This window comes from Prosthecobacter gellanilyticus, from assembly GCF_007992435.1.
GTDB lineage: Bacteria > Verrucomicrobiota > Verrucomicrobiia > Verrucomicrobiales > Verrucomicrobiaceae > Prosthecobacter > Prosthecobacter gellanilyticus.
In genome coordinates, this window is the sequence record NZ_BKAG01000005.1 from 56902 (window position 1) to 77372 (window position 20471).

Genomic DNA, 20471 nt, shown 5'->3' on the forward strand with positions numbered 1-20471 from the left:
CCTATTTTTCTGACTTTTCTTATGCTCCTCCGACTGATCCTTTGCCTATGTCTCACCGCCAGCCTGTCTGCGGCCGAGCTCTTTGACAAACCCAACCTCGCGGCGTGGTGCATTGTGCCGTTTGATGCGAAGAAACGCGGCCCGGAGGAGCGCGCGGCCATGCTGGAGAAGATGGGCGTGAAAAAGTTTGTCTATGACTACCGCGCCGAGCATGTGCCGCAGTGGGATGATGAGCTGAACGCGCTCAAGAAGCACGGCATCGAGCTCATGGGCTGGTGGTTCCCGACCTCGCTCAATGACGAGGCGAAGAAGACGCTCGAACTCTTCAAGCGCCACGGCGTGAAGCCCCAGCTCTGGGTGAATGGCAATGGAGGCCCCATCCAGGTGAATGATGAGGCGGATCAAAAAGCCCGCGTCGAGAAGGAAGTTGAGAGGCTGAAACCCATCTGCGAAGCCGCAGTTCCTCTGGGCTGCCAGGTGGCTCTCTACAATCACGGTTCTTGGTATGGCGAGCCGGAGAATGCCATCGCCATCGTCGAGGCCTTGAAGGCCCAGGGGATCAAGAACATCGGCATCGTGTACAATCTGCATCATGGCCACGGCCATCTGGATCGCCTGCCCAAAGTGCTTGAGGCCATGAAGCCCCATCTGCTCTGCCTCAATCTCAATGGCATGGACATCGATGGCGAGGCGAAGGGCCGGAAGATCCTGCCTCTCGGTATCGGAACCCAGGATGTGAAGGTGCTGCGCCAGATCCGTGCCAGTGGTTACAATGGCCCCATCGGCATCCTCAATCATACCAGCGAAGACGCTGAAGGCCGCTTGCTGGATAACCTTGATGGTCTGGCCTGGCTGGTGCCGCAACTCGATGACGACAAGCCCGGTGTGAAGCCGAAGTATCGCACCTGGAGTGAGAAGGCAGAAGGCCATGCTTCCAAGTCGGAAGCCAGCAAAGCCGAGAGCGTGGCATCATCGAGCGCCGAGTTTGGCAAAGCCCTGAAGGGCGGCTGGGTTGTCAAAGGTGATGAAGAGTATAACAAAATTCCCTTCACCGTCGAATGCCGCGCCAAACTGGATGGTAAAGACGGCTTCAACATTCTCGTCGCCTCCGAAGTGAAATCCTCCGCCACGCATTGGGAACTCTACACCCACGCAGGTCGCGGCACCGTGGCGCTCTACCTTCCCGGACGCGGTGGCGACTACGACTCCAAGGTCAAAATCTGCGATGGCGAGTGGCATGACCTCCTCGCCAGTGTCGATGAAAAGAACGTGATCATCTGGGTGGACGGCAAACAGGTCTTCGAAAAGCCCGTGCAGCCTCTCCAAGGCACTGCGAAGCCCGGCGAACTCGCCTTTGGCCGTCTCGTGGAAGGCAACATCGGCTGCGATGGCATCATCGATGATGTGCGCATTTCCCGCGGTGCCATGAAGCCGCGCAAAGGCGGTGCGCCGCGTCTGCGCATGGACAACACGCTTGGCCTGTGGAGCTTCGACAAGCTCGACGAAGAGCTTCCACCACCCGCGCCCAAGCCCGCTGAGTTCAAGCCCGCCCGCGAGCCTCTCGACAAGTCTAACAACATCCACTGGCAGGAGTTCGTGAACCGCGAGCGCGTCTTCGATTACTACGGCAAGCAGGCGCTGCAGTTCATGAATCAAACGATGCCGGAGCTCATCCCGCAGTTCCCCGGTCTCGATGGCGGCCAGCAAGGCCACTGGGGCAATCAAAATGATCAGGTGACTTGGAAAGATGATCGCTTCGCCAAGAGTGATCTGGGCAGCGTTTTCAGCGGTGTCTTTAAAGGCGCGGGCCTCACCATTCCGAAAGCCATCTGCGTTCGCGCAGGTGATGTTGCAGGTGCCTTTGATCCGAATCTCTGCCACTTCTCCGTCCAGTGGAAGGGCGGCTTCATCAAGCTGAACGACAACCGTCACGGATTCATGGGCGGAGGTCAGATGGACGGCCAGATGACCACCATGGCAGCACCTGGCAGCTTCATGAAGTCGGACTTCCTCGGTTTCTACCGGCATGGAAAGCAGGTGGTCTTTGCCTCTCGCTCGGAAGGCAAGACACATCTGCAGATGCTCGGCTCAGCAGAGTCGGACAAGGCTTTGGAGCCACTCACGAAAGGCGGCCCTGCTCAATGGCCGCAGTGGATTGAAACCAAAGGCGAACTCGGCACACAGACTCCCTTCGCCACGGATCGCATCACGATCCCCTTCGAGAATCCCTACGGCACTCTCTTCTTCATCACCGCGCATGATTTCTTCAGCGATGGCACCAGCGCCGCCATCGCCACCATGACCGGCGAGGTCTGGCTGGTGAAGGGCATTGATGAAAAACTCGGGAAAGTGCGCTGGAAGCGCTTCGCCACCGGATTGCATCAGCCGTTAGGCATGAAGATCATCGACGGTAAGATCCATGTGCTTGGCCGTGACCAGATCACCTGCCTGCATGACCTCAATGGCGATGATGAGGCGGACTTCTATGAATGCGTGACGAATGTCATGCAGACCTCTCCCGGCGGCCATGACTTCATCGTTGGTCTGGAGACAGATCCACAGGGCCGCTTCTACTTTGCCTCAGGCAACGAAGGCGTGTGCCGCGTAGAGCGAACTTTCCAGCTCGCTCAGAAAGGAGATCGGACTGAAAAGTTCGATCTACAAGTCCTCGCCACCGGCTTCCGCAATCCAAACGGCCTCGGCCTCTCACCTGACGGCAAGTTCCTAACCACCAGCGTGCAGGAAGGCGACTGGACTCCGGCCTCCAGCATCTGCCAGATCGAGCTCGGTAAAAATGAAGGCGCGCACTTCGGTGCCGGTGGTCCGAAGAACGGGCAGCCTCCCGAACCCGTGCTCATGTATCTTCCACGCGGTGAGGACAACAGCGCCAGCAGCCAGGCCTTCATCTCAGGCAAAGAATGGGACTCACTGAAGGGCGATGGCAATCTCATCCATCTTTCCTCCGGCGGCGGCGGTGCCTGGCTGGTCATGCGCCAGAATGTGAAGGGTCGCTGGCAGGGCGCGGCGGTGAAGATCAGTGGCAACTTTGATTCCGGCCCGCAATGTGCGCGCTTCAATCCCAAGGACGGCCATCTCTATGTGAACGGCATGCAGGGCTGGGGCAGTTACACACCGAAGGATGGCTGCTTCCATCGCGTGCGCTTCACCGGTGGCGAGAAGCCCGTGCCGGTCGCTTTCGAAGCCCGCGACAATGGTGTCCTCATCCGCTTCAACCAGCCTGTGAAAGACTCCACCGAGGCCTCGCAGTTCTTCGCCCAGTGCTGGAACTATCGCTACAGCGCCGCCTATGGTTCACCCGAGTACTCGGTGAAGTATGCCGATACTCCAGGGCATGATCCGCTGGAGGTGCGCAGTGTGCAAAAGCTGGATGGTGGCAAGACACTCTTTATCGAGATCCCGCAGCTCATCCCCGCCAGCCAGGTGCATCTGCATCTGAGCACCGGTCATGATGTCTTCCTCACAGCTCATGCACTGGCGGAGCCGTTTACCGACTTTGTTGGTTATGCCAAGGTCGTGAAAACAAACCACGCCGCTCAAGTCGGCATGATCGCTCCAACACCCACGAAGCCCAACCCATGGGCCAAAGGTGAAGGTGGCCGCGAGATCGTCATTGAGGCTGCTCTCGGGCTGCAATACGTGCAGAAGCAGCTCAAGGCGAAGGCCGGCGAAAAGCTGACCATCGTGTTCAAGAACCCGGACGTGGTCCCGCATAACTGGCTCCTCGCCAAGCCCGGCACCCTCCAAAAACTCGGAGACAAGGTGAACCTCATGATCACGGATCCTAAGGGCCTCGCGAAGCACTATGTGCCTGATAGTGATGACGTCATCGCCTACACTGACATGACGAATCCCAAGGAGTCCTTCACCATCCACATCACCGCGCCGAACGAAAAGGGTGACTACCCCTACCTCTGCACCTTCCCAGGTCACTGGATGGTGATGAACGGCGTGCTGAAAGTGGAGTAGGGGACGAAAGTACTCATGGGCTTCAGCCCGTGAGAGGCGCGAAAGGTCACTTCGTCACGAAGTGAGTTTGTCAGCTGTTTACGAGCTAAAGCTCAAAACTACTTTGGCCGTGAGTCCTGCACGACGCTGCGGCGAGAGAAAGTACTTATGGGCTTCAGCCCGTAAGTGGTCCGAGAGGTCACCTCATCATCGAATGAGGTGACAGCATCTCCACGAGCCAAAGCTCGGGAGTATTTTCCTGTCCCCGCCGCAAATCCTGACGCTCCCTGCGGCAAAACTCGAACTTCCAGGACTTGCCACCCCGCTCATTCCGCACTAGAACGGATCATATATGATCGAGCTTATCTCCAACCCCGCCGACCTCAAGCCCACCACTACCTGGCAGGAGACTGTCTGGGCCTACACCGCCGAAGAGGAGCTGGTTGATCACACCTCCAAGGCCCGCCTTTGCGTGGCCACCCTGCTTCCCTTCAAGGACAAGCAGCCCGACTGGGAAGGTTTCACCAAGAGCGTCCGCTGGATGCAGCAGTGTGGCGACTACTATGGCGTGGAGATGGTCTTCGTGCTGAATGCGGACACCGGTTACATCTTTGACCTCAGCAACGAAATGTATGCCGAGGTGCTGAAGCGCTTCCGCGCCGAATTCCCCACCACGAAGTTCATCGCCGGCGTCACCGCTCGCGGGGCAGAAAACGACACCGGTTTCAAGGCCGAGCGCTACTGGCCGCTGCTGGACATCGCCCAGAGCCATGACAACGGCGAGGTGATGATCATGACCTCCCGCTGGCTTAACACGCTGGAGCCTGAGGCGCGTCGCGATGCTTATTTTGAGATCGCCGAGCACATTACGCATCCCGCCATCGCCCATGCCTTGGAGCCTTCCTTCGTTTCCTGGGCCACGCCGTATGAGCCCTGGCTGCTGCATCAGCTCGCCACCCATCCAAAGTATGTCGGTGGCAAAGTGAGCACGCTGGACGAGCCGCACTTCCTTTACTGGGCTGCCATGTGCAAAGGGCTGAACCTGCCCTTCGCCCCCCACAGTGGTGATGACTACGGCATCCCCACGGCCATCCGCCTGGGCCTGCCCTTGCTCATCGGCGCCGGCGTCAGTGCCTGCCCTCTCATCGCCGCAGCGCGTGACATGTGGCTGCTGGACAGCGTGGCGGACAAGAAATTCAAGACCGGCACCGGCCGCTTCGACACGCGGGTGTACAAGCTCTTTGAAGCTTTCCAGTCTTTCGAAGACCTCGTCTTCCGCATGGACGATCGCATGAGCGCCTCCCCCTATAAGCACAGCACCGCGCATGTGCTGCATCACCTCGGCCTGATCGACGCTCCGGAATCCCACCCGAACTGTAAAGACCTGCGTGGTTCCGATGAAGCCCTGCGCATGGAGGAGGCCATGCGCCGCCCCCTGCGTGTGGCGAAGCGCCTCGGCATTCCCGGCTTCGAGAAGAAAGCCTGACCAGCTGGGTTAGGCCCAACCTATTTTAGAATCTCCACAGTCACTCCATCCCCGGGGGTGGCGGTGGTGATTCTTTAGCCAGTCCCACAGAAACGGCGTTATCTCATGAAGCCGAAACGGGAGGCTCATGCGTTTCATGGGTGGAAACCCACTTTTCGTCATGAAACCAAACCTTCCTCGCATGGCGGCCCTGGCCGCTCTCGGAGTCGCGCTGACGGCGACCTCCTGTGTGGATCCCTACTACGCAGGTGGCTATCCTCGGGCTGGAGTGTCGGTCGGCTATCAGAGCGGACGTCCGCTCGTGGCTGCTCGCTCCGGCTACTACAGCCGTCCGGGTTCCTATTATGGCCGGAACACCGGCTACTACCGCAGCCCCTACTACGGAGTGCGCAGCACCCCGGTGTATGTGCAGCGGAGCTCCTATCCCTACCGTTACGGCAGCTTCGGCTACTCGCCTTATCGTGATGTCTACTCACCTTATGGCTACGGTGGCTGGGGCGCGCCCTACCGCTCCGGCATGGTCGTCTCCAGCTTCGGCCGCCCGGCCTTTGGCTACGGCTCTGGCTGGGGTTACAATCCCTACGGCTGGTGATTCATCAGCTGCATCATCGTTCATCACTCAAGGCCCGGTTCATCTGAACCGGGCTTTTAGTTAGGCTCACGTCGTCATCGCCCGGAACCTCCCCGGTGCCATACCCGCGTAGCGGCTGAAATGGCGCGTGAAGGCGCTTTGATCACACCAGCCGGTTTGCAGGGCGATGTCACTCAGCGACAGATCCGTCTCACGAAGCAGACGCGTGGCCTCATCCAGCCGCAGCTTGTGCAGAAGCTGCAGCGGGCTCATCTGGAAGAGCTTCTGTACCCGTTGCTCGAACTGATACACACTCAGCCCTGCCTTCTTCGCGATGTCCTCAATGCGCAGCCCCTCGGTGTAGCGGGCCTGCATGAGCTTCAGCGCCGTGGCCAGCTCGGCGTAGCCACTGGCTTTATCACTCGGCGCATTCAGATCCCGCGAGATACCGGCGACACCGATGATGCGTCCTTTGGCATCACGCAACGGATGCTTGGTCGTCAGGCACCAGCCCGCCTTGCGGCCCGTGTAGATGTGCAGCTCAAGCTGATGCTCCACCGGCTTGCCCGTTTTCAGTACGGCTTCATCCTGGCGCGCATAGCTGGCGGCCAGGGGAGCTGGATAAACCTCCGTGGGCTTTTTGCCGATGAGCTTGGACTTGTCTCCACCCGCGCAGCGATCCGCCATGGTCTGGTTCACCCGCACATACCGGCCCGCCGAGTCCTTGATGAAAAAGACGACGTCTGGCAGTGCATCGAAGAGAGCTTCGGCGTAGCCATGGGCGGCGAAGAGATCGTCCGGATCCGTCATTTTGCCTGATTTGGCAGGTCGGGCCGCAAAAAGCAATCAAGACCCATCAGGCTGGTGAGGTATTCGTCACGCATGTCCCAGCCCCTTCCCAAATGGTCCGGCGTGTTCCCGGCCGTCGTCACGCAGATGCACCAGGATCAGTCCCTCGATCTCAAAGCATCCGCACATCATTTCGAAGTGCTGATCGACTCTGGCATCTCCGGCCTCATCGTCTGCGGTTCGCTCGGCGAAAACCAGTGCCTGCAACCTGACGAAAAGCGCGCCGTATTGAAATGCGCCATCGAGACCGCTCGCGGCCGCATCCCCGTGGTCAGCGGCGTGGCAGAAATGAGCACACGCGCAGCCGTGCAATACATGCAGGATGGCGAGAAGCTCGGCGCCGCCGGCTTCATGATCATGCCGCCGATGGTCTGCAAGTCCGATCCGGCCGAGACTGAGCATTGGTTCCGCACGCTGGCGAAGGCCACACCATTGCCCTGGATGCTGTACAACAATCCCGTGGGCTATCACACCGATGTCACGCCTGAAATGTTTGTTAGGCTGGCGGACATCCTGAACCTCACCTCCATCAAGGAAAGCAGCGCCAACCCGCGCCGCATCACCGAGCTGAGAAACCTGGTGGGAGATCGCTATCAGATCTTCACGGGTGTGGATGATCTCTTCCTCGAATGCGCCATCCTGGGCATCGATGGCTGGGTGGCTGGCAGCGGCATCGCTTTCCCGAAGGAGAATCAGCAGCTCTGGGATCTCACGCGTGAAGGGAAGTGGGATGAAGCCCGCATCCTTTATCGCTGGGCGCAGCCGCTGATGAAGCTCGACACGCACATCCACTTTGTTCAATACATCAAGCTCCTCTGCCAGGAAGCCGGCATCGGCAAGGAATGGGTGCGCGAACCACGCTTGCTCATCTCGGGTGCCGAGCGTGAGCAGGTGCTGCAGATCATTCGTGAAGCCTTCGCCAAGCGTCCTGCATAGAATGATGATTGGTTAGGTCAAAGCGAGCTCCAGATGTTCAGATCACCGACGGAGGGTTGGGGGCAATGTGCAGCCTGGACCTTCTCCGCACTCTGCATCTCTCCGGGAGTACTGGCCTTCAACGGCATCAGTGCCAGCATGCCCGCCCCGAGACTGAGGCAGCGGCATCTGAGGTGGTGGAGGATCTTCATGCCCGCAGATGCAGGCCGTGCACCAGACTTGCGCAGATTTGGAAAATAACTTTCCCGTGACTAAGCCCCCGGCAGAGTAGGCGCAGTGTCAGCCTCCCCGCATCAGCCCAGCCGCAGCCTCACCACGCGTTTTGTCGTGGTCTTCGCGGCCTTTGTGGCGGCGGGATCGCTGCTCCTGCTGGCCTGGCTCAGGCATCAGCAGCAGGCGGAGAGTGAGAATGTGTTCCGCACCCTCGCGCGTTCGGATGCGAGCTTTGTGCAGCGGCTGAACCTGCCCCGCAGCGCCAAGCTGGCTGGAGACCTGGGCCAGCTCCTGCAGATGCAGATCCATTTCCGCGATGCGAACGGAGTGCTGGAACCTGCCATGGATGATAAGGCCAGCACCCCCCTGAAGTCCCTGCCTTTGGATGAGGTGCGCGAGCTTCCCGGCGGCTGGCAGGCGCTCGTGCTGAAGCTGGATGCTAGGCATGACATGCTGTTTCTGCGCAAATCACCAGAAGTCACCCTCAGCCTCCTGCACCCGGCCACGCGCAATGCCCTGCTCGCCTTCTGGCTGCTCTCTGCCGCGCTTGGCTGGGTCATCGCAGGTCAGGTGGTGCGTCCTGTGGCGCGGCTCACCCGCGGGCTGAAAGGCTTCTTTGATAGCAAAGATCGTTCGCCGCTGGAAGTGGCTCGGGGCGATGAGATTGGAGAGCTGGCTCGTGCCTTGACCCAGGCTCGTGATGAGCTGCTCCAGGAGCGTGAAAAGCGTGAGCAATCAGAACGCATGGCTGTGCTTGGTCGCGTGGCCACAGGTCTCGCGCATGAGATCAAGAACCCTCTCGCCTCCATCCAGCTCCATGCGCAGCTCATGGATATCAGTGTTTTGGATGCGGAGTCCGCTCAGTCGCTCCAGCATGTGCAGGCTGAGACGAAGGTCATCGAAGGTTTGGTGAATCAATGGCTTTACCTCACACGCCCCGCGCCGCCGAAGATGGAGTCTCTGGACCTCGGCCCCGTGTTGCAGGAAACTCTGACCGCCATGAGCGCCCAGGCTGGTCATGCGGGAGTCGAGATAAAAGCTCAACCGGCCCCGTCTCTTTGGAACACGCGTGTGAAAGGAGACCGCGCACGCTTGCAGCAGGCGTTTCGAAACATTCTGCTCAATGCCATCCAGGCCATGCCTCGTGGCGGCGAGCTGGAGGTCGGTCAGCATCTCGAGGGCCAGACATGCCTGCTGACCTTCCGCGATCATGGCACAGGCCTTTCCCAGGCAGCTCTCGCACGCGGAGCCGAGCTTTTCTTCTCCGAGAAGGAAGGCGGCATGGGCGTCGGCCTGAACGTCGTGAGCGAGATCATCGCCGCGCATGGGGGTGAGCTGCGTCTGGGCAATCATCCGGATGGTGGTGCGCTGGTGACCGTGCTGCTGCCGGTGTCAGGAGCATAGATAAATACTCTGCAACATGATCTTCCCGGGCGAGTTAGTTCACCCATGCGCGCTCTGCTCTTCCTCCTCACCTCGGTTGTTCTGCATGCGGATGATTGGCCCCAGTGGCTCGGGCCGCAGCGTGATGCCGTCTGGCGTGAGACGGGCATTGTGGAGTCCTTTCCCGAAGGCGGCCCCAAGGTGCTGTGGCGAGTGAAGATCGGCGGCGGCTACACAGGCCCGGCGGTGGTGGATGGCAGGGTGTACCTCATGGACCGCCAGGTGGCCGCGAAGGAAAGCGTGCCCGGCAATGCCTTTGCGCGTGGCATCATCGCCGGGACGGAGCGCGTGCTCTGCCTGGATGCAGCCACGGGCGCCAAACTATGGGAGCATGTCTATGATTGCACCTACACCATGAGCTACTCCACCGGTCCTCGTTGCACACCGTTGGTTAGCGGCGGCAAGGTCTGGACGCTGGGCGCGGAGGGAAACCTGCTTTGCCTTGATGCCTTAAATGGCAAGGTGCTATGGTCGCATGATTTCAAAACGGACTACGGTGCCAAGACACCCATGTGGGGCTTTGCCGGGCACCCCTTGCTAGATGGCCAGCGCCTGATCTGCCTCTGCGGCGGCCCCGGCAGCGTGGCCGTGGCTTTTGACAAGGACACAGGCAAGGAACTCTGGCGTGCGCTGGATGCACGCGAGCCAGGTTACGCACCGCCGACGATGATCGAGGCAGGCGGTGTGAAGCAACTCATCCTCTGGCATCCGCAGTCGGTGAGCTCTCTGGATCCTGCCACGGGCAAGCTCTTCTGGTTGCATCCCTGGGAGGTTCGCGCCGGGCTCACGGTGGCCACACCACGTCTTGCCGGTGACCTCCTGCTTTTCAGTTCCTTCTACACCAGCTCGAAATGTTTCAAGCTTGATGCCGCCAAGCCGGAAGCTCAGTTGCTCTGGGAAGGTAAGAGTTTCAGTGAGAAGAACACGGACACGCTGCACAGCCTCATCAGCACACCCTTCATCGAAGACGGGCATATCTATGGCGTGTGCAGCTATGGCCAGCTTCGCTGCTTGAAGCTCGATACTGGCGCACGCATCTGGGAAACCTTCGCCGCGACCACGGGGGACAAACCCGTGCGCTGGGCGAATGCCTTCCTCATCAAGCATGAGGACCGCTTCTTCCTCGCCAACGAGCATGGCGACCTCATCATCGCCAAGCTCACGCCAAAAAGTTATGAGGAGATCAGCCGGGTGAGTCTTCTCAAACCCACCACCACGGATCCACGTCGAGCCGTGGTCTGGTCTCATCCTGCCTTTGCCAGCAAGTGCGTCTTCATGCGCAACGACGAAGAGATCGTGTGCGCTTCGCTGGCGAAGTAGCCGCGTGGTAGGCTTAGCGCTGCCAAGTCATGCAGACGAGCCGGAGGCTCGATGGCGGGTAGCGGGTGGTGAAGCGAGCGAAGCTTGCGAGAGCCACCGGATAACAAACATTGCTCCACAAGGTAGGGCGCGCATCCCGAAGGGATGCTGGAAGCCGACGAATCGGACACAATACATCTGGTTGAAAAGCGCTCCCTTCCAGCGTGCCCTCCGGGACGCCTGTCTGAACTCAGAACACTTGAACTCCTTACCGGTGGTTCTCAGTCGCTACGCTCCTTTCACCACCGGCTACAAGCCATCGAGCCTCCGGCTCGCCATCCACAGTGTTGGTTAGAAACCATGATCTGGCATTCAGCCATTCCCTCAGATCCCTTTCGGCATCCACGCCTCCAGCTTGCTCACTTCAGCCTTCGCGTTGGCGCTGAAGGGCAGGCCCCAGAACTCCAGGAAGGGGGCGAGGTTCTTGCCGGTGATCTTGGAGTAGCGGATCAGGAACTGATCACGCGCGTCGTCGTCGTCCTTCGGTGCCGGGCCGTACTTGTCGTCGGCAAAGCTGTGCAGATACTTGCGCCAGGCTTCCCAACCAAAAGCATCGACAAGCTGGATGTAGGTCGTCAGGGCCAGGAAGGGGCTCTTCTTCCATTCGGCGAACTTGTCCTTCGCCGCCTTGATCTCCTCGATGTGCTTCTTCTGGCCTTCCAGCGAGGCTCCGGAGTGGCCGACGATCTTGTCCTTTTTCAGCACGGCCTCATAGCAATACATGCCGATGACGTTGTTCGTCACCTCGCCTGTGCCATCAAAGGTGAAGGTGGAGCGCTGGTGGTTGTGCCCGATTTCATGGTAGAAGCCCCAGCCGGGGAATTTGATGCGGCCGAAGGTTACCATCTCCGGAGCGGCACTCGTCGGGATCATGATGGGATAACCGCTGTGCATGTAACCCGCGCTGATCTGGATGTCAGCCACGATGCGCTCAGGGCGTTTGCGCTCGGCGGTTTGATTGCTCAGGTCGTCCTGCGCCTCCACCACCTTCTTCCAGAATTCCATGAGCTCCGTGGGATTGTTGATCGTGCGCGCGACCTCCGTGGGACAGGAGACGATCAGCTTGTCACAGGCGAGCTCAGCCCAAGGCCCAGGCTGTTTCTTGATCTCGCTGGTCCACTGCGCATCCGTCGTCTGGCCTAACACAAAGAGTGGTGATGGAATGCCGCCTTTGATGGTGGCGGTGAAAGATGCGGTTTCATCAGCACGACCTGGCACCACGATGTAGATGAGGCCGCCAAAGGCGCTCGCCGTCTTGGTTTCCGTAGCGGCGATGGTGACGGACTTGGTGATGTCCGGAGCGCGCTTCCATTCATCGAGATGATACAGGGTGTCGCTGTGGCAGCCGATACGCACCGCATAACCCTGAGCTGCAATGGCCGTCGGCACGGTGACGCTGATGGTCTCGCCAGCCGCAGCATAGAGGCCTGTACTGGTCCATCCAGGGATCGTGGGATTCACGGAGACTTCACGCGTGATGCGCGGTGCATCCGCGGGCACCTTGCCGGGGAAGGCTTCATGAGCGGGGTGAGCTGTTGTGGTTTCGCCGCCGGCAAGCCGGAGCACACGTGTTTCCATGCCCAGGCGCAGTCTCGCGGCATTATCCTTCGCGGCTGTGAGAGGAGCCTGGCCCGTTGGCACGGCGCTGGACGCACCGGTATTTCCCAGGGCTGCCACCACGGCTTCACGCAGGCTGCTGCGGTCCGGTGGTTGCGCAGCCAGAGCGACCTGGATGGCATTCGTGCCTTGTTTGATGGCTGCTGCATCGAGGGCAGGGCCACCCTCACGCTGTTTCTTGATGGCCGTGATGGCCGTGGAGGCATTCATCATCAAGGGCAGCTCAGGGCGCGCATCAAAGCTGCGCAGCTGGTCAAAGGCGCTCGCTTCCGTGAAGGCCACGCCAGCGGGCATGAGCGCATTGTTCACACCATGTGCCAGGGTCAGTTCCTTGCCGCCGCTGGTCTGGCTGAAAGCCCAGCCCGTCATGCCAGCCATCACGCCGCCGCCCTTCTTGATGAACTCGGCCACGGCTGCGCCTTCCTCCGTGCCGGTGATGGACTGGATGTTCATCACCACGACATCGAAGTCGTTGAGAGTCTTGGCATCCACCTTCTCAAAGGTCTCCGTGCGGAAACCCAGTTTCTCGTAGGCCTCAGGTTTCACGCCTTTCAAGCCGACGCGCGGCTTGTCTTTCGCTCCGGCCCATTTTACGCAGTTCTCGATGAGCTTGGCATTGTCCCCCCCCGTGGTGCCGCTGAGGTAGCCGTTCTGGCCGAACAAGATGATGCGCCCCTTGGCATACGCGGCTGCAGCCACCACCGCGAGCTCCACGCCGTCCTTGTCCGGTGCTGAGAGAATGGGGAAGGCCATGGTGCCCCAGATGGCGATGGGGCCTGGAGTACCCTGCTTGGGAACACTGGTCACGCCCTGGAGGATCTTGGATCTCTCCGCAGTGACGATCTCCGCGGGCATCTGGGCAAGGCAGGGGACTGTTCCAAGCAGGAGCAGCAGACAGGTTGGCAGTTTCATGGTTGGTTACGCAAAAATCAGCGGTAGATGACCACCAGAAACACGGCGGCGTCTTCCTTGCCGGTGTTCACGATGGCATGCGGCACGTCGGCGCGGTAGGTGCCCGAGTCGCCCTTGGCGAGGTCTTCGATATCAGTGCCGGACTCGATGCGCACAGTGCCGAGCTCCACGGTGAGAAACTCACGCGTGCCTTCAAAGTGCGGCTGGCTGCGCAGCGCTCCACCCGGGCGCAGATTCACTTCATAGAACTCCACGTCCTTCTCCAGGTTCAGCGGTGAGAGCGTGCGGATCTCATGCTGCTTGTCCGACCGATAGACCTGCGCGCGATCCGAAGCGCGGATCACCTGGATCTTGGAGGCGCTCGCTTCTGCGCTTTCGATGAGTTCCTGCAGCGTCAGCCCAAAGGCTCGCGCGATGCGGAAGGTGACCGTCAGGGTGGGGTTCGCCTTCTCACGCTCGATCTCACTGAGCATGGACCGGCTGACACCGCTAGCCGTGGCCAGTTCCTCGAGTGACCAGCCGCGATCATTGCGCAGCTTTTTGACTCGCTTGCCGAGGTTTTCATTGATGGCCTCAGGGCTGGATTCAGGAATGGTGGTCTTGCGTTTGGAGGGCATGATCGCCGATATAACGGACAATCATCTTGTAAATTAGAAAAATCTGCGGCGTAGTTCGCCGCAGAGTTTTTTATTGCCCGAGAAACCCCTGCTACAACCCTGGGGCCTTGTCACTCGCCACGCGGAAGCCCCTGGCCAGCGTTGTTTCGTTGGCGGACTCGGCAAAGAAACGCGTGGTGAGGAGGTCATCGCTGCTCTTCAGGGCGAAGTGACCGCCTCTGACCACGGGCACGCGCAGATCCGGGATGTCTGGATGTGAGGGCCAGGGCTCGTTTTTGAACTCGCTCGCCGTCCATTCACTGACATTGCCGGCCATGTCATGGATTTCGTAGGGGCTGATATCCTCGCACTTCCGGTCCACGGGGGCGAAGAGGTTGTAGCCGTCCACCTTGCCACCCTTCTTCTTGCCATTGGAGTCGTAGTCGTCGCCGAGGTTGGCCTTCTCGCGAGCGGGCTTGTCTCCCCAGGGAAAGAGGAGGCCCTTCTCGCCACGGGCTGCCTTTTCCCACTCTTCTTCCGTGGGCAGTCTCATGCCATGCCATTTGGTGTAGGCATACGCATCCCACCAGTCCACCTGGGTGACGGGTGTGTTCAGGCTGATCGGCTGTCCGTTGAAGGTGGAGCCCGCTTTCGCGGCAGCGTAGGTGTCGTCCCACTTCGGCGGGATGTGGCTGATCTTGGTCTTCGGCTGATCGGGGTGATCAAACTTCGTGGCAGGCTCCTTTTTCAAGGCTGCGAGGAAATCAGCATACTGTCCGAGGGTCACCTCATGACGGCTGATCCAAAAGGATGGCAAATTGCGGCGCTCGTTCTTTTGATAGCGGAAAGGCCCGGCGGGGATCTCCACCATCTCAGGCTCTTTCAGCACCGCTCCAGTCACCACCGTGGGAGTGGCTGTGCCAGCGAGATTTCCCAGAGCAAACACGCCGCCGACAGCGATCACGGCTGCCAGCCAGAACCACCAGGGAATGCCCGTGGAGCTGGAGTTGCCGCCGCCTTCCTCGGCCTCGATACGGCGCATGATGGAGCGTTCGCGCATGGCATCACGCACGTCGTCCAGCGCATCCATGAGCCCGGCCCAGTCGCGTGGGTGCTCGCTGAGACTGGAGACCAGACCCAGCGCCTTGCCTTCCGCAGCCAAAGGCTCCACTAGCGCGATGAGCGCGCCCACCTCCTCCTTCGGATCCCGGGTGCGGCTGTCCGCAGGTCGGAAGATGTTCACGATGCTGGCCTGGCCTTGATCATCGATGAAGACGTCACGCGGCTCGAGCCGGCGGTGATAGCAGCCGCGCTCGATGGCATAGTCCATCGCTTCGGCCACGCCATAGAGCAGCTCGGCCACACGGCGTTCAGAGAGCGTCTCGCCTGCGGTGGCCAGTTCCTCCAGGTTGCGTCCGCGCGGCAGTTCGCGGGTGTAAAAGATATGTCCATTCACCTGACCCGCTTCATAGAGAGGGGCGATGCGGGTGTGGGTGATGGAGGCCTTGAGACGCTCATGCGCCTTGAAGCGCTCCACCACTTCCGGGCGGTGCAGCAGCTCGGGCCTCAGGAGCACCAGCGCCACCGGGCGCTGCACGCTGACCTGGATGGCGCGATAGGTCTCGGATTCATTTTCATACGAAAGCCGTTCCAGTACCTGATACTGGCCCAGCATGGTGCCGGGCTGGATGAAGGGCGGGGGAGCATTGTCCGCCGGCACCAGCATCTGGGTTGGAGGGGCGATCTCCAGCGCCGTGTTGGCCTTGGAGATAAGCTTCTCCACCGAGTAGGGAGCGTCTGCCAGCACAGGCCAGCCGCTGATTTTCGCCTCATAGCCGCTGAGGTCATAGCGGGTGGTAAAAAGCACGCGCGCATTTTGAAAGCGCGCCAGGGCTGCATCACGCAGGGCAAAGCCGCTGCTCCTCTCATCAATGATGGCTTCAGTGATGAGCAGGTCCAGTGAGCGGGCTTTCGCCAGCCAGGCGCGGCCTTCGTTCACACTGGCGATGGAGGTCACTTGCCATCCTGTTTGTTGGGCCAGGGCAAGCGCACGTTCGCCGCGGGTGGCGGCATTCACATCGAGAAATAAGATCGTCATCAGGGCGGTCGGGGACAGGCCGTCAGTTCGACACGGGAGGCAGCAATGGGTTCACGCCGCCCCCGGGCACGGTCTGGGGCGCTGGCGAACCGAAGTCCAGAAGGTCGCGCGGCTCAGCGGCGACGTCCTGGAGCTTGTGCTGATAGTAAAGCCGCACGACGTAACCATGATAAGCACGGCGTCCGTGGGCGGCGATCTCTCCCGGGGTGAGTGCCGGCAGGAAATAGGTGACATCGAGCGGCTCTTCACCAATGCCGCTCCAGTCCACCGGGGGGGCACCCCAGGCAGACAAGGGTTCATCCGCGATGGTCTGGGCGATTTTCTCGCCGTTCACGCGGTCAAAAAAGTACACGTCGATATCCACCTGCGAAGGGTCGATGGCATCGTTGCCTTGACGCAGGATGGGGACGCGGAGCACGACCTTCTCCCCGTTCACGGCGGAGGGATCGCGATTGGCCGAGCAGGCTCCCAGGGAGAGCGCTTTCGACCCGAAGCTGCCTGTGAAAGCAGGCGCGGAGGCACCTGGAGAGGTGCCGTCGATATTGAGTTTGCGTTTGGCCAGGTCGCCATAGCCACCGGCACGCGTCGCGTCCATGGCAGCGAGCTGCTTCCAGTGGGAGACAGCTTTGTCAGACAGGCCCATCTGCTCATAGCTCTGGGCGGTTTCAGCGATGACCTCCGGTGTGGCCGGAAACTGCAGGTCGGCACGCTTCAGCACCTCCAGGGCGCCTTGCATGTCACCGAGAGAGCGCACCTGCTTCGCCAGATCCACCATCTCAGCCAGGCTCATGTTCGCGGCAGGATCACCACCCTTCGCTGTGGCAGCGCCGGGAGGTGGCGGTGCGGTGCGAGGAGGTTGACCCGCCGCAGGGCGGCTTTGCGCCATGGCTGGCGGAGCCACCGGTGAGGTGATCGGAGCGGCGGGAGCCACAGGAATCGTGGGAGTCATTTGCAGACTGCCCACGGGTGGCGGCCCGAAACCTGACGGTGCAGGCGCAGTGATCAGTCCTGCTGGAGGCGGAGCCACAGGCGCGGCCAGCTGGCCGACGGGCGGAGGGCTGATGCTCACAGGAGGTGCGGTGAGCGTCAGTTGCGGCATCAAAAGGGGCTGCTGAGTAGGGGTGATGACGGGAGTCATCGCAGGAGGGGTGCCAGGATGCCGGAGCACCGCGCGCACCAGGAGGCCGGACTCCACCGCCACGAGGGCGCAAAGAATCCCCAGAGCCACTTGATTTGCACGGCCCCGGTCAGCACAGGGGATGGGGGGGGAGGAAGCCATGCCGATTGCCGCAGGAAAATCGTATGGTACGGTCCCCGCTCACCAGTTGTCAATGCCCCAGACTTTTTCTCCCGAATCTCCCCGCGGTTTGTCCGCAGGCGGGAGCGTGTGGAAATCGTTGATAATCAATAGGAATGTGGTCCAAATAGCCGCCCTTTTGGCACATTCATCTGGTTTTGTATGGCTCGATAGTGCCATGCCGGGCCAGGGCAGTGTTTCCATCCTGACGGCACGTCCCCGGGCTATTATTCGGGGCCACATTGACCAGGACTGGAAACTTGTGGAGGCGACTCTGGCGCAGGAACAAGCCGCCGCTGCTCCCGGAGGTCTCTTCGGTTGGGTCGGCTTTGACGGGCAGTTCACCCTCGGAGTCTATGAGGCAGCCCTGAGTTATGATCACGACTCCGGCATGTGGAGCGGCATGGGGGATATCGATGCCCTTCTATCCTCTGGTGATTCTCAGACGGCTGACGCGCACACGAATGACTGGGAGCTTCTCGATTTCGTGCCGAAGGTCTCGAAGTCGGCCTACACAGAGGCAGTGAGCCGTGCCCAGGAATACATCGCCGCAGGAGACATCTACCAGGTGAACCTCTCCCACCCCTGGCAGGCACCCTGGCCTGCGGACACGGACTTCTGGCCCTTCTACCTGCGCCTGCGCGAGGTATCTCCCGCACCGCACGCGGCTTGTCTGAATCTCGATGACACCACCGTCCTCTCGGCCTCGCCCGAGCTGTTTTTAAAATTGGATGGGCGGACGATCACCACACGCCCCATCAAAGGCACACGCCCGCGATTCCCGGATGATCCCATCCGCGATGCTGCCAGCGCCCGCGAGCTGCCTCTGTGTGAAAAAGAGCGCGCCGAGCTGCTCATGATCACGGACCTGGAGCGCAATGACCTCGGCAAGGTGTGCGAGTTCGGCAGCGTGCAGACGCCGGATCTCTGGCGCGTGGAAAGTTTCCCGCAGGTCTACCATCTCGTCTCCACGGTCACGGGAACTTTGAAGCCCGGCATCAGCCATGCCGCGGCCTTCCGTGCCTGCTTCCCCGGCGGCAGCATCAGCGGCGCGCCAAAGAAGCGCGCGCTGGAGATCATTGCCGAGCTCGAAAAACATCCGCGCGGTCTTTACACCGGCGCCATCGGCTACTTCGGCTTTGATGGCAGCAGCCAGTGGAACATCGCCATCCGCACCGCCGTGCAAAAGGACGGCGAGATCAGCTTCCACGCCGGCTCGGGCATCGTCGCAGACAGCATCCCCGAGCGCGAGTGGGAGGAAACACTGCACAAGGCCAGCGGCATCTTGAGCGCGTGGTCGTGATCACTTCGGATCCAGGAAGATCGTCTCCTCGTCAGCACGCAGCGTGCAGTCGATCTGAGTGGCGATTTCCTGGAGCACTTCCGGCAGCGGTTTGTTAAGGTGGAAGGAGACCAGCTTGTCACCCTGGAGCTTCGGCAGGACAATGCGAACACCTTTTTTGTTAGGGTCGAGAGTCTTGCTGTCCCCGGCCAGATAGTTCAGGACGTCTCCGGCGTCGGCCTTGTAAAAGTGATAGTCCACGGTCCGGAAGGTTTGCGCACGGTCCAGGGCCGTGGTGGTGATCACGGGAGCATCGACCAGGGATGGCGTGACCGTGTGCAGCGTGCGTTCTTCCTTGTTCCAGACCGCGACCGTTTCACCTGGAGCCAGATCAATGGCGGAGCGGTTCACGTGGGACCGTGCGATGGGATAGTCGATACCATTCAAGGCCTCATAACCGATGATCTTTGAGTTCGTGATATCGATATCGAGATGGATCCGGTCGTTCAGCAAACGCGGCTTGAATTTGGCGACGCAGCCGATGGGCAGATAGGTGATCCCCGTGGGCTGGCTGGGATCGTTGACCGGTGTGTTCACCACGCTTCGCACAACGACTTCCTGATCATTCTTCGTCACAAGCCGTGGCCATGACACGGTCTTGAACTTAGCGTTCTTCCGCAGCTGCCCCAGTTCGCTGACGCTCATGATTCGGAAGGTGTCAGTGTCGGTGAAAAGCCCGGCGGCATCGACTTCAGAAATGATCTGCATCTCCACACCAATGAACGGCTCCTCCGTCTTCACGACCTCCGCTTTCGTGGCGATGACACCCGTGAGTGCTATCAGGAGCACCACAGCACCCAGTGCCGCCATCCGATGCGTGCGTGCGGGACTGGCGATGCCTTGGATGCGGCGATGAAGAGATCTGCCAGGCTCAAAAATGCCCACAAAGCCCAGGTTCCAACCCTGCATGCCGGAGGCCGATTGTGCCTTCAAAAGCGCGAGGCCGTAGGTGTGCCGGCGGCCAGGACCATCGTGGCGCAGCACATCCGCATCACAGGCAGCTTCGCGGTCGGCACGCGCCCGATGAAAGGCCAGCCAGAGGAGAGGATTGAACCAATGCAGTGCCATGAGGCAGCACAGCAGCGAGTTCATGAGCAGGTCACCACGCCGCAGATGAGTGAGCTCATGCTTGAGGATCAAGCTGGCCTCAGCGGGCGTGAAGCTCTCCGCAAAATCCAGCGGCAACAGCAACACAGGGCGGAAGACTCCCGCCACCGCCGGACTGGCCACGGCCGCAGACTGCCAGAGCCGGGGCCCCTTCCTCAGGCGGAGCTCGCGTGAGAGGCTCTCCACCTCCTGCAAGAGGTCTGTAGTAGGTTGCACAGCCGTTTTTTGAATTCGCCGAAGTGTGAGGGCGAAGGAGAAAGCTCCCCCGAGCGTGAGCACCAGCGCTCCACCCATCGCGAGGCACGGCCACACGGGCCAGCTTAGTGTTTCGGAGTGCTCCGGCACGCTGACGATCTGGCCGGCCGGCTCGGCAGAAGCAGCTTCCTGCGAACTCGCCTCAAAATGGGCAGGTGCTGCCAGGATCAGACTTTCCGCGCTCCACCGGCTCTCTGGCAGCGCTGGCATCAGCAGGATCACCAGCACCGGGAGCCACAAGGTGTGCAACCAGCGGGCACTCAGATAACGCCGCAACAGGCGCTGTAGCACCAGCACCACGAGACAAAGCGCTGAAGCGCGCAAACTGGCCTGGAACAGCCAGTCAAAAAGGAGATTGAGGATAGGCATGGCAGGCGCTGGCAGGGTTCAGGTTGCTGTGGCACGATGTCCGAGCTGTCTCATG

14 protein-coding genes are annotated in these 20471 nt (G+C 60.6%); 7 read left to right on the forward strand and 7 right to left on the reverse strand.

Features of this window, described 5'->3' with window-relative positions; all coding sequences use genetic code 11:
• Window positions 1-21: 21 nt before the first annotated feature.
• The 3 genes from BGE01nite_RS05135 (at window position 22) to BGE01nite_RS05145 (ending at window position 6044) form a co-directional block, all read left to right on the forward strand.
• Window positions 22-3987, forward strand: a complete 3966-nt coding sequence (locus BGE01nite_RS05135; protein ID WP_146849199.1) for a LamG-like jellyroll fold domain-containing protein — start codon at window positions 22-24, stop codon at window positions 3985-3987.
• Window positions 3988-4318: 331 nt separating this feature from the next.
• A complete protein-coding gene (locus BGE01nite_RS05140; protein ID WP_146849200.1) occupies window positions 4319-5452 on the forward strand; it encodes a hypothetical protein in 1134 nt (377 codons plus the stop codon).
• Window positions 5453-5612: 160 nt separating this feature from the next.
• Window positions 5613-6044, forward strand: a complete 432-nt coding sequence (locus BGE01nite_RS05145) for a hypothetical protein (protein WP_146849201.1) — start codon at window positions 5613-5615, stop codon at window positions 6042-6044.
• Between the two features lie 66 nt (window positions 6045-6110).
• Here the strand turns inward: BGE01nite_RS05145 and BGE01nite_RS05150 are convergent, their stop codons facing one another.
• Entirely contained in the window at window positions 6111-6833 is a 723-nt protein-coding gene (locus tag BGE01nite_RS05150) for an AraC family transcriptional regulator (protein WP_146849202.1), read from the reverse strand.
• Between the two features lie 72 nt (window positions 6834-6905).
• Here BGE01nite_RS05150 and BGE01nite_RS05155 point away from each other — a divergent pair, with 72 nt between their 5' ends.
• Entirely contained in the window at window positions 6906-7808 is a 903-nt protein-coding gene (locus tag BGE01nite_RS05155) for a dihydrodipicolinate synthase family protein (RefSeq protein ID WP_146849203.1), read from the forward strand.
• A 17-nt stretch (window positions 7809-7825) separates the two neighbouring features.
• Here BGE01nite_RS05155 and BGE01nite_RS28895 read toward each other — a convergent pair whose 3' ends face one another.
• The gene (locus tag BGE01nite_RS28895; RefSeq protein ID WP_170266601.1) at window positions 7826-7999 is read right to left on the reverse strand and encodes a hypothetical protein; all 174 of its coding nucleotides are present in this window, start codon (window positions 7997-7999) and stop codon (window positions 7826-7828) included.
• 85 nt (window positions 8000-8084) lie between these two features.
• Between BGE01nite_RS28895 and BGE01nite_RS05160 the strand changes: the two genes are divergently transcribed.
• Entirely contained in the window at window positions 8085-9425 is a 1341-nt protein-coding gene (locus BGE01nite_RS05160) for an ATP-binding protein (protein WP_146849204.1), read from the forward strand.
• 45 nt (window positions 9426-9470) lie between these two features.
• Entirely contained in the window at window positions 9471-10784 is a 1314-nt protein-coding gene (locus BGE01nite_RS05165) for a PQQ-binding-like beta-propeller repeat protein (protein ID WP_146849205.1), read from the forward strand.
• Between the two features lie 363 nt (window positions 10785-11147).
• On the opposite strand, the gene BGE01nite_RS05170 is transcribed toward BGE01nite_RS05165, so the two are convergent.
• The 4 genes from BGE01nite_RS05170 to BGE01nite_RS05185 all read right to left on the reverse strand — a co-directional run bounded on the left by BGE01nite_RS05170 (window position 11148) and on the right by BGE01nite_RS05185 (window position 17325).
• Window positions 11148-13352: a M60 family metallopeptidase gene (locus tag BGE01nite_RS05170; RefSeq protein ID WP_146849206.1), complete on the reverse strand. Its 2205-nt coding sequence runs from the start codon at window positions 13350-13352 to the stop codon at window positions 11148-11150.
• Window positions 13353-13369: 17 nt separating this feature from the next.
• Complete coding sequence (locus BGE01nite_RS05175; protein WP_146849207.1) at window positions 13370-13969, reverse strand: helix-turn-helix domain-containing protein; 600 nt, start codon at window positions 13967-13969, stop codon at window positions 13370-13372.
• 91 nt (window positions 13970-14060) lie between these two features.
• Window positions 14061-16046 carry an SUMF1/EgtB/PvdO family nonheme iron enzyme gene (locus BGE01nite_RS05180; protein ID WP_146849208.1) on the reverse strand — a complete coding sequence of 662 codons (1986 nt, stop codon included), beginning with the start codon at window positions 16044-16046 and terminating at the stop codon, window positions 14061-14063.
• A gap of 22 nt (window positions 16047-16068) precedes the next feature.
• Window positions 16069-17325: a tetratricopeptide repeat protein gene (locus BGE01nite_RS05185; RefSeq protein ID WP_146849209.1), complete on the reverse strand. Its 1257-nt coding sequence runs from the start codon at window positions 17323-17325 to the stop codon at window positions 16069-16071.
• 196 nt (window positions 17326-17521) lie between these two features.
• Between BGE01nite_RS05185 and BGE01nite_RS05190 the strand changes: the two genes are divergently transcribed.
• Window positions 17522-18646, forward strand: coding sequence for an anthranilate synthase component I family protein (locus tag BGE01nite_RS05190; protein ID WP_218032903.1), 1125 nt, complete (start codon window positions 17522-17524; stop codon window positions 18644-18646).
• On the opposite strand, the gene BGE01nite_RS05195 is transcribed toward BGE01nite_RS05190, so the two are convergent.
• The gene (locus BGE01nite_RS05195) at window positions 18647-20416 is read right to left on the reverse strand and encodes a M56 family metallopeptidase (RefSeq protein WP_146849211.1); all 1770 of its coding nucleotides are present in this window, start codon (window positions 20414-20416) and stop codon (window positions 18647-18649) included.
• Window positions 20417-20471: the final 55 nt, after the last annotated feature.

Bases quoted from the DNA above. Each gene is read 5' to 3' on its own strand.
- BGE01nite_RS05190 (WP_218032903.1), top strand. From the start codon at position 17,522: ATGCCGGGCCAGGGCAGTGTTTCCATCCTGACGGCACGTCCCCGGGCT.
- BGE01nite_RS05155 (WP_146849203.1), top strand. From the start codon at position 6,906: ATGTCCCAGCCCCTTCCCAAATGGTCCGGCGTGTTCCCGGCCGTCGTC.
- BGE01nite_RS05185 (WP_146849209.1), bottom strand. From the start codon at position 17,325: ATGGCTTCCTCCCCCCCCATCCCCTGTGCTGACCGGGGCCGTGCAAAT.
- BGE01nite_RS05195 (WP_146849211.1), bottom strand. From the start codon at position 20,416: ATGCCTATCCTCAATCTCCTTTTTGACTGGCTGTTCCAGGCCAGTTTG.
- BGE01nite_RS28895 (WP_170266601.1), bottom strand. From the start codon at position 7,999: ATGAAGATCCTCCACCACCTCAGATGCCGCTGCCTCAGTCTCGGGGCG.
- BGE01nite_RS05145 (WP_146849201.1), top strand. From the start codon at position 5,613: ATGAAACCAAACCTTCCTCGCATGGCGGCCCTGGCCGCTCTCGGAGTC.
- BGE01nite_RS05175 (WP_146849207.1), bottom strand. From the start codon at position 13,969: ATGCCCTCCAAACGCAAGACCACCATTCCTGAATCCAGCCCTGAGGCC.
- BGE01nite_RS05170 (WP_146849206.1), bottom strand. From the start codon at position 13,352: ATGAAACTGCCAACCTGTCTGCTGCTCCTGCTTGGAACAGTCCCCTGC.
- BGE01nite_RS05150 (WP_146849202.1), bottom strand. From the start codon at position 6,833: ATGACGGATCCGGACGATCTCTTCGCCGCCCATGGCTACGCCGAAGCT.
- BGE01nite_RS05165 (WP_146849205.1), top strand. From the start codon at position 9,471: ATGCGCGCTCTGCTCTTCCTCCTCACCTCGGTTGTTCTGCATGCGGAT.
- BGE01nite_RS05140 (WP_146849200.1), top strand. From the start codon at position 4,319: ATGATCGAGCTTATCTCCAACCCCGCCGACCTCAAGCCCACCACTACC.
- BGE01nite_RS05180 (WP_146849208.1), bottom strand. From the start codon at position 16,046: ATGACGATCTTATTTCTCGATGTGAATGCCGCCACCCGCGGCGAACGT.
- BGE01nite_RS05135 (WP_146849199.1), top strand. From the start codon at position 22: ATGCTCCTCCGACTGATCCTTTGCCTATGTCTCACCGCCAGCCTGTCT.